The sequence below is a fragment of the Desulfatiglans sp. genome, from assembly GCA_012513605.1.
GTDB lineage: Bacteria > Desulfobacterota > DSM-4660 > Desulfatiglandales > HGW-15 > JAAZBV01.
Genome location: JAAZBV010000065.1, coordinates 26765 through 34812, shown reverse-complemented (window position 1 = coordinate 34812; position 8048 = coordinate 26765). Strand labels below are relative to the sequence as shown.

At 37.5% G+C, this 8048-nt stretch carries 9 protein-coding genes and 1 pseudogene; 2 read left to right on the top strand and 8 right to left on the bottom strand.

Going from position 1 to position 8048, the window contains the following annotated elements; genetic code table 11:
• Positions 1–149: 149 nt before the first annotated feature.
• The 7 genes and pseudogenes from GX654_08375 to GX654_08345 all read right to left on the bottom strand — a co-directional run bounded on the left by GX654_08375 (position 150) and on the right by GX654_08345 (position 4723).
• Positions 150–725, bottom strand: coding sequence for a hypothetical protein (locus GX654_08375; protein ID NLD36869.1), 576 nt, complete (start codon positions 723–725; stop codon positions 150–152).
• Between the two features lie 111 nt (positions 726–836).
• Entirely contained in the window at positions 837–1460 is a 624-nt protein-coding gene (locus GX654_08370; GenBank protein NLD36868.1) for a hypothetical protein, read from the bottom strand.
• Between the two features lie 3 nt (positions 1461–1463).
• Positions 1464–1655 (bottom strand): annotated as a pseudogene (locus GX654_08365) (RHS repeat-associated core domain-containing protein).
• A gap of 60 nt (positions 1656–1715) precedes the next feature.
• Complete coding sequence (locus GX654_08360; GenBank protein ID NLD36867.1) at positions 1716–1934, bottom strand: hypothetical protein; 219 nt, start codon at positions 1932–1934, stop codon at positions 1716–1718.
• A gap of 610 nt (positions 1935–2544) precedes the next feature.
• Positions 2545–2778 carry an NYN domain-containing protein gene (locus GX654_08355; GenBank protein ID NLD36866.1) on the bottom strand — a complete coding sequence of 78 codons (234 nt, stop codon included), beginning with the start codon at positions 2776–2778 and terminating at the stop codon, positions 2545–2547.
• Between the two features lie 120 nt (positions 2779–2898).
• Entirely contained in the window at positions 2899–3915 is a 1017-nt protein-coding gene (gene purM, locus GX654_08350; GenBank protein NLD36865.1) for a phosphoribosylformylglycinamidine cyclo-ligase, read from the bottom strand.
• A 16-nt stretch (positions 3916–3931) separates the two neighbouring features.
• Positions 3932–4723 (bottom strand): serine/threonine-protein phosphatase, encoded by a 792-nt coding sequence (locus GX654_08345; protein ID NLD36864.1) that lies wholly within the window; start codon positions 4721–4723, stop codon positions 3932–3934.
• Between the two features lie 117 nt (positions 4724–4840).
• Here GX654_08345 and GX654_08340 point away from each other — a divergent pair, with 117 nt between their 5' ends.
• The gene (locus GX654_08340) at positions 4841–5647 is read left to right on the top strand and encodes a serine/threonine protein kinase (GenBank protein ID NLD36863.1); all 807 of its coding nucleotides are present in this window, start codon (positions 4841–4843) and stop codon (positions 5645–5647) included.
• 15 nt (positions 5648–5662) lie between these two features.
• Here GX654_08340 and GX654_08335 read toward each other — a convergent pair whose 3' ends face one another.
• Entirely contained in the window at positions 5663–6508 is an 846-nt protein-coding gene (locus GX654_08335; GenBank protein ID NLD36862.1) for an Mrp/NBP35 family ATP-binding protein, read from the bottom strand.
• A 242-nt stretch (positions 6509–6750) separates the two neighbouring features.
• Here GX654_08335 and dnaA point away from each other — a divergent pair, with 242 nt between their 5' ends.
• Complete coding sequence (gene dnaA, locus GX654_08330) at positions 6751–8040, top strand: chromosomal replication initiator protein DnaA (protein ID NLD36861.1); 1290 nt, start codon at positions 6751–6753, stop codon at positions 8038–8040.
• Positions 8041–8048: the final 8 nt, after the last annotated feature.

Here is an 8048-nt window from a genome sequence, read left to right as displayed (position 1 = left end):
TGCCAGTACAGTAGAACTTATTATGGAAAGCAGAATGCATCCTCAACAGGGGTTCAGGTCATGTATTGGGATAATAAGTCTTGGGAAAAGCTACACACAGGAAAGACTGGAGGCTGCCTGTTCAAGAAGTAAAGGCCCAATGCTTTCCTTTACTTATATTTCTCATCTAACATTTTTGCGCGTTCTTCTACCTCTTTTTTTTTAATTAAATAATTTTGTTTCACTTCTTTCCAATTTTCACCAAATGCGTTCACCATATCAGTATCTTTTATCTCAAACATTAACCAATTTGATGTTAACATCTTATCATAAACACCTTTAGAAGCCCCAAATTCATCTTTATTTTTATATGTTGCCTTCGCTTTATATTTCCCTGGAGCTAGCAAAGGGTAAATTTTTACTAATTCTGATATTTTATACTCGCGGCCAATAATATCTCCAGGCCATAATACTACTATATCCTGTTCAGAAATTGAACGACGATGAACACTAGCAGAAAATGGATACTCAACACCCTCCATGTCTAAAATATCTAATATGATTTCACATGATTCATGAGAAGCTCCTAATCGTAACATTTTATTAATTAGAAGCTTCTCAAAAGAAATATTTATCAAACAAATTCTCAAGTTGTTATTTTCATTCTCTAGTTCAATTTTTACATGTTCTCCTGCGACCATTGTATTAGAGAAAAGTAGAAAAAAAATTAAAATATTTTTAACCATATTAGATCACTCCCAATTAGGCATTTTAGGGTTAAAGAATCCTTCATTATACATTTTTATATAGCCCTCATTTATTTTTTTAAAATTCTTATCACGACCTTTCTCGAATATCTACTTCTCATCAATATTTAAGCTGAATCTTCCGTTTTCAATATTCCGCAAGACCCAATCTTCAGCTACAACTTCTGTAGCCGCATCCCACATTGTGTTGACCGGTGGTATTATGGCTTGTTTATACTGATAATAGTGGACTCTTTCATGTCCAATAATAGCACCTAAAAAATCAAAAGATTTCTCAAATGCACTAGGGCCAATATAGATTTTGCCAGTATTGTGATAAACACCCCCGTAATCAACAGCACCTGGTTCATACGATATATCTTTTCTATTAACATTAACTCCAAAATTTTTCATTGCAGCTATAATTGCATCTTCTCTATATTTAAGATCTGTGTTATGAGGGTCATAATTGGAACGTGTTATTTGATTACCATCTCCAGCAGCAGATGACCCTCCACCCGCATTATCATACAATGGTATGACATTCATCCATGCATTGAGTTCCTCAAAGCCCGAATTAAAGAGATCTAAACCACTTGAACCCATAAAATTCAAATTCCAGAGAGCTAAACCAGATATAGATGCTCCAAGCTTATAAGCGTTTTTAAAATTATAGCCTAATCCACTTAAATAATACCATAGCGCTTCTAGTGCCGCAAATAAGTCAGGTGTCAATTGTTAATGCCCACTTGGATCAATATAACTCAAAGGATTATTCAGGCAATATGTATACCTGTTCAAAGATTGCGGGTTATATGGATTCGGCACTATTGTATCTGGGGTTATAAACCGGCTCATAATCGGGTCATAAAGCCTAGCATTGTAATTATAGAGGTCATATTCCTCATCAAACTCCTGGCCGGTAAACCTGTATGCTGATGCCCATGTGCTGCCATTAAATGTATTTCTGAATAGGGTTGTGTAAAGGGGTCACCCTTTTTTTTCTGTACCATATCTCTCTTCATCCGCATTTGAAAGACCATCGGCATCAAAGTCATTTGGGTCGGGCTCAAATCTGTTAGTCACCTCAGATTCAAATGGCCCTGGTGGTATCTCGATTGTGTCAATACCTGGAAAGATATCTTCTGCATAAAGACCGTATGCATTAAAAACCATAAGAAATACAAATGCATAGAAAAGTTTTTTCATCTCTGCTCCAGTAAAGGAAGCCAGTAAAATAATTTCATCTTAGATCATGTTCATGTAGAACCTGCAATACCTCTCTATTTCTTAAAATCTGTTGGGGAAAAATAGTAGTAATAATCCGGTGAAACAATGTTGGGAATATAAATATGTAGAAAATAAAAAACAAGTATTTTTTAAACACCTTTAAAAATGTGCACTATGCACATGAGATTGTGCATTTGTTTGAAGATATTATCTCATATAAATACCCTTTCAGATGAAGCCATAATAGCCATAAGCCTTGCTATTACTGTGTGTCATCTGTTTTTATTCTTTTATAGGCACATGTTTTGTAGATCTGGCATGATGTTTGTAATTAAAAGCAGGCTGACGCCGTCGCCGGAGGCTATGGCGCCCAGGGAAGGGGTTTCGGCTGAAGGCTGAAGGTAAAACCTAAAAGCCTTCCCTGGCACGCTAAATAGATATATTTACAGAGAAAGTATACCGCAACAGTAGAGACAGGTTTGAAACCTGTCTCTACAATGAAAAGGAGGTTCCATGAAAATCGAAGACATTATCCTGGATAACAGCATCTACCCCAGAAGCAGCATTGATCACAAGAGGGTCTCCATGTTTAAAGAAAACATGCCTCAAGAACCCCTTTTCTGATTCTTTTAACAAAATGGGCATATTTCTGTAGTTCGTTCGATGGATGTCCTTCAATAACAGGCGAGAGTAATCCGATAATTTTATTTTGGGGTTGTAACAGATTGGAAACCAATAATTTGATATCAAGCCACTTATAAGGTGTGCCTTTTAACGCTCTATAGTATAGGTTAAAACCGTCAACATAGATCGCAGTTCTCATATGGTCCCTGTATAAAAAGCAGGGGCCGATCACTCGGCCCCGCACCCTGGGTCGAAACCACAGGGGTAGTTAACTATTTAAAGGTAACTTTACTCCAGACGACAGTTTTTTCAAGATATATTATTCCTTAAATAAAGCGCCATGACACTGAACTTTACCTGAACCGGCAATTATATTACCAATAACATAGGCCTGCTCCCCACATTCATACAAATGATCAAGAACAGGCTGCACCATTTCCGGTCGTGAGACCAGTGTAAGGCCAATGCCCATATTAAAGGTACGAAGCATACTGTCAAGAGAACCATTTGAAGCCTTCTGGATCACCTTGAAGACTTCAGGTACCTCATATTTTTCAAGGTCGATACTCGCATCCACATTCTTTGGCAATATCCGGTTAAGGTTTTCCCTGATTCCGCCGCCTGTGATATGAGCCATGCCCAGAAGGTGATTGTCAAACAAACCCTTTACAGAATTATAGTAGCACTTGTGAGGTTCCAGCACAGCATCAATGAATGTTGTTGATCCAATCGGTTCTTTAGCCAAGGCTGGATTTTTTACTAACAAATCCCGGATTAAGGTATAACCATTCGTATGAGGCCCGGATGACCTGAGTGCAATAACAACATCGCCAGGTTTAATCTTTGAGCCATCAATAATTTTATCTCGCTCTACTATGCCTACAATACTTGAGCCAAGGATGTATGTCTTTTCAGGGACAATATCAGGCTGCTCTGTTGTTTCACCACCGGTCAGCACACAACCCTGGGCCTGACAGGCCGCAGCAATAGCAGAAACTACACGTGTGACAACAGGTTTTTCCAGCTTGCCGCAAATAACCAGGTCCTGAACTGCTAAAGGCTCTGCCCCCATTACAATGCAGTCATTTATAAGATGATTGATCATGTCATAACAGACAGCTTCTATCCGGTCATGCTGAAACGCAAGGACCTGTTTGCTTCCCGGCTCCTCTGTTTTAAGCACAAGCACTGGTTCGCGGTATTTTTTCACGTCCAAAAGAAAGAGCGAAGAAAATGCCCCGACACGATTAAGGATGCGATCATCCTTACCATCTATTACACTGGCCAACTCAGCCTTTGTGGTGTTTGCCAGATCTATGTTTACTCTATATTCCATTCATAACCTCTAAAATTTAAATGAGCTTACACACCAGTATACTGATATTGTCAAAACCACCTGCATCAAGCGCTGCATTTAGCAGGTTTACTGCAATACCATTCACAGAGGAGGCGCTTGTTATTATATTTGAGATCTCATTGTCAGGCACCATATCACTTAAACCATCACTGCATAGCATATATATATCACCAGGGTTACCCTTTTCCCATCTGATTTCAGGGATAACCCCCTCCCTGGGGCCGATCGCCCGCGTGACAATATTTTTTGTAGGCTCCTCGCCTATGGAGCCATGATTAACCCACTCCATGTATGCAGAGTGGTCTACAGTAAGAGGTGTAAGGGCATTATCCCTGAAGCGGTAGAGCCTGCTGTCACCCACATGAAACCATGTTACGTAATAGTCTGATGAAAAGATGAGGCCGACAAGGGTTGCACCCATAAATCGCTCTATCCCCTCCTCTATATTTTTTCTGTAAACTAAAGAATTAGACTTCCTGATACCCCTGTCAATAAGGGCGAAAAGACCGTTCACCTCCGCAGGCACACCCTCAACAGCAGTAATATCCTTGAGCTCGCTCGCTATCTTTTCAGGCTGAAAAAAATCATCAAGTATATTTATGATGGTGCGGCTCGCCTCTTTTCCCCTGTCATGCCCGCCCATGCCATCTGCAATAAGGGCAAAGCGACCCTCCCCGTCAATATGTATGGTATCCTGGTTTTCATCCCGGTAAAGGCCTGTATCTGAAACACCCGCTGCATCAAGGTGTTCAGAGTTTATCTTTATATGTACCCTTAAATCATCCATTCTTTATTCACATATAAAAAAATATTGAACTTATTAGTATCCTTTATATATTGTTAAAAAGATTTGTGCGAGGATATTTTAAACCTTAAGGCGCTGTCAAGCTGGAAAGTATAAAACATGACCAGGGTAAAGATAGGCAGTTATGAACTTCTTGGGTCTCTTGGAAGAGGCGGCTTTGGCAATGTATACAAGGCAAAGAACAGGGATGGCAACCTTTATACCCTTAAGATACTGAACCCAGAACTTACCAACCAACCTGAAATCATTACCCTTTTCCTGAATGAGGCTAAAATACTCTCAAGGTTTGACCATAAAAATATCTGTAGGCTTATTGAATATTTCGCTGACGGCCCCGAGTATGTAATTGTGCTTGAATATATAGAGGGTGTTGATCTTAAGGAGCTGATGCAGATAGAGCCAGCGGGTCTTATCCCATTTGAGCAGGCAAAAACTATTGCCAGGGAATGCCTCGATGCATTTCAGTATGCATATGAGATGGGGATTTTGCACAGGGACATAAAGCCCTCCAACATAATGATAGAGAGGGGCGGCAGGAGCATACTGATGGATTTTGGCACTGCTGTTGAGTTCACTGACAAGACTCAGCACGGCATGGGAAGGAACATATCTGCATCATATTGTGCCCCTGAAAGGTTTAAAAGGCCTGATACATATGATGTCCGCTCAGATATCTATTCCCTTGGCATGGTATTTTATGAAATCTTTACAGGGAGACTGCCCTTTAACATGGACAGCATCCCTGAGATAGCATCATGGCACCTTAATGAGACTGCCCTTCCTGCTGATGGCTGTAACCCCTCTCTTTCAAAAGAGATAGCAGGGGCAATAAAAACCGCCCTGGAAAAGATGCCTGAAAAGAGGTTCAACGACTTTATGGAATTTAAAAAGGCCCTTGGTTTTTAACCTCACTTTATAATTCTAACCCTTTTCTATCTTCTCTATTAATGTGGCATAGGCCCTGTATATATCAGACTCCTTTTTTTCAAGGATATGTTCCAGCTGCTTTTCATCAGCTAATTTAACAACCTCAGGATCAATAGGTATTTCGCCTATAAAAGGCACATCCATTGCCCCTGCCATCTTTTTTCCTCCCCCTTCGCTAAAGACTGCAATCTTTTCACCGCAATGGGGGCATTTTAAACCGCTCATGTTTTCCACAATACCCAGGATATTCATTTTAACCTGGCGGCAGAAGTTGATGGATTTCCTCACATCCGCAAGGCTGATCTCCTGTGGCGTGGTTACAATAACGGCCTCTGCATCGGTTATAGTTTGGGCAACAGTAAGGGGCTCATCACCAGTGCCTGGCGGTGAATCCACTATTAAAAAGTCAAGCTCTCCCCATGTTACATCTGAGATAAACTGCCTTATAGCGCTTATCTTTAATGGGCCGCGCCATATAACCGCTTCATCCTGCTTCTGCAGGATCATACCCATGGAAATAACGCCCAGATTAGCTGAATATTCAAACGGGCTTAACTCATGCTGCCCTTTTATATTCATCCCGCTACTTATTTTAAGCATATTAGGGATGCTTGGCCCGTGCAGGTCCACGTCCATAAGCCCTACCTTGTTTCCCCTGATACTGAGCATAAGGGCAATCATTGAGGCGACAGTGCTTTTTCCTACCCCACCTTTACCGCTCATTACTACTATCTTGCGTTTTATCTTCTTGAGATTCCTTTTAATACTCAATTCCTGCTGTGTCCTTTCAAGGTCTGCAGGTGTGGTAATTTTATTCTGCAATTTTTTACTCCTTTTTATTAAAAGATAAGGGTTCAGTGGCTTATAACACAAACATTTTTAAGGGTAAATAATCCTTATTTAATATATATAAAAAATGTAAAAGAGGTTAAAGGCTGATATATAAAAATAAATAATAAAAACAATATGTTTTACAAAATAAAAGAGTCATTTTTTTACCAGTTTTTAGTTGTAATTATTAATAAAATCTTTTAGAATCAGCCGCTTTTAAAAACAGCTCAAAACAATGCGAAGATGTTTATATGCCATTTAAAAAAATATGGAATGAAATAATAAAAAACCTCGGATCTGTTATACCTAAATCAGAGATTGATACATGGTTTGTAAATACAGAATGCAGTAAAATTGATGAAAACAGCGCTGTAATAGAGGTGCCTAATAAGTTTATCGCGGTATGGCTGCATGATAACTATTATGACATTATAAAAAATTATTTAAAAAAAATAACTAAAAAAAACCTTAATTTACAATTCAATTATAATAAAAATAATAATTCAATTATTAGTGAAAATATAAATCAAAATAAATTATCTTTAGATAATCTAAATAAATTAATGAAGTTTAATAACTTTGTTACTGGTGATTGTAACCTATTTGCATATTCATCCGCTGTTTCAATATCAGAAAACCCTGGTGGTTATTACAGCCCTTTTTATATTTTTTCAAAACATGGCATAGGTAAGACACATCTTTTAAATTCTATAGGAAATAAATTAAATATAAATCAATTTAATATATCTTATATAAATTCTAAAAATTTTATATTGGATTATAACTTTTTTTCTAAGAATAAAGACTTTGATAGTTTTAAAGAAAGATATATTAATCTTGATGTTCTTTTATTTGATGATATACAGTATCTAGGTAATTCATCAAGGCTTCAGGATGAGTTTATCACTATTTTTGATCATTTTACTCTTAAGAAAAGACAGATTATTATTACAGGAGATAGACCTCCGGTAGATTTTAATAAATTTACTGCACAACTGAAATCAAGATTGGGGTCAGGTCTTTTAGCTGAGATAAAAGAAACAGATGTAAAAACAAAATCAAAAATACTTAAGACAATTATTAAAAATAAAAATCTTCCTGTTGCGGATGATATTTTTATTTTCTTAATAAAATCAAATGATGATATAAAAAAAATTATAAAAAATATCATCCGTATTGAGACATATTATTCATTAAACAAAGGTAAATTAAACCTTTCACTTGTAAAATCTATTATAAAGGACAGGTACGATATAAATATAGGCATTGAAGAGATACAGTCAGTGATAGCAGGGTATTTCAATATTTCCACAACTGATATTTTATCTGAAAAAAAGAGAACTATATACACATATCCGAGGCATCTTGCCATGTATATGGCAAGAAATTTAACAGACCTCTCGTACAAGGAGATAGGTTATTTTTTTGGTGACAGAGATCACTCAAGTGTGATCTATGCGACAAAAAAGATAGAGCAATCGATTAAAAAAAATAAAGAGGTGGGTAAAGATATCAACAATATTAAAAATCTATTAACATAATTTTTAAT

Excerpts from the sequence above, each read along its gene's own strand:
- GX654_08375 (NLD36869.1), bottom strand. The coding sequence starts at position 725 with ATGGTTAAAAATATTTTAATTTTTTTTCTACTTTTCTCTAATACAATG.
- GX654_08340 (NLD36863.1), top strand. The coding sequence starts at position 4,841 with ATGACCAGGGTAAAGATAGGCAGTTATGAACTTCTTGGGTCTCTTGGA.
- GX654_08360 (NLD36867.1), bottom strand. The coding sequence starts at position 1,934 with ATGAAAAAACTTTTCTATGCATTTGTATTTCTTATGGTTTTTAATGCA.
- purM (NLD36865.1), bottom strand. The coding sequence starts at position 3,915 with ATGGAATATAGAGTAAACATAGATCTGGCAAACACCACAAAGGCTGAG.
- dnaA (NLD36861.1), top strand. The coding sequence starts at position 6,751 with ATGCCATTTAAAAAAATATGGAATGAAATAATAAAAAACCTCGGATCT.
- GX654_08345 (NLD36864.1), bottom strand. The coding sequence starts at position 4,723 with ATGGATGATTTAAGGGTACATATAAAGATAAACTCTGAACACCTTGAT.
- GX654_08355 (NLD36866.1), bottom strand. The coding sequence starts at position 2,778 with ATGAGAACTGCGATCTATGTTGACGGTTTTAACCTATACTATAGAGCG.